Here is a 743-nt window from a genome sequence, read left to right as displayed (position 1 = left end):
GCCGTCCTCGACGCTGAGGAGGTTGCCCTGGCGGTCGTAGGCATAGTCGACAACGCTGGCATCGGGTAGGGTTTTTCGGACGAGGCGACCGGCGTGGTCGCGCTCGTAACGGGTGATTAGCTGACTGCCATCGTCGCCGTATTCGGTCTTTTCCAGCAGGTGGCCGTTGAGGTCGTAGGCATACGCGGTGCGTTGGCCGTCGAAGCCGGTTTCCTGGCGGATCAGACCGTTGGGGTGGTAGTCGAGTTGGTAGGTTTCGCCGGCTTCGTTTTCGATCTCGGTGAGCAGCAGCCGGGCGTTGTCGTAGCGGTACTTGACCTGGGTGCCGTCGGCGTTGAGACGGCGGCTGATCAGGTGCAGGCCGTCGGCGTATTCATAGCGGGTGACGTGGCCGAGTTCGTCGCGTTCGGCGATGATTTTGCCGTAGGGGTTGTAGCTGAATTCTCGTGTGGCGCCGCCTGGCAAGACGAGGCGAATCAGCCTGCCGACGCAGTCCCAGTGATAGTGCGTCAGCGCACCATGCTCATCCTCACAGGCAACTTGCCGCCCCAGATCGTCATAGCGATAACGCTTGATCCCACCATTGGGCAATTGCTCCTCAAGCAACTGCCCACGTTCGTTCCACACCAGTCGATGGCAACTGTGATCCGGGTACCAAACTCCAGTCAGTTGCCCGTGCTTGTTGTAGCTGTAGTCAGTAACCTCTCCATCGGGATCGGTCCTACGCGTAACATCGCCTTGCT

Annotated in this window: 1 pseudogene; it reads right to left on the bottom strand. The window is 60.2% G+C overall.

The annotated features are described in order from the left end of the window. Positions 1-743 (bottom strand): annotated as a pseudogene (locus GIW79_RS29555) (type IV secretion protein Rhs); the annotation flags it as partial.

The organism is Pseudomonas sp. PA-7-1E (genome assembly GCF_021605325.1).
In the GTDB taxonomy this organism is placed as follows: Bacteria; Pseudomonadota; Gammaproteobacteria; order Pseudomonadales; family Pseudomonadaceae; genus Aquipseudomonas; species Aquipseudomonas fluorescens_BV.
The sequence above is the reverse complement of the archived record's forward strand: the minus strand, read 5'-3'. Positions and strand labels throughout refer to the sequence as shown.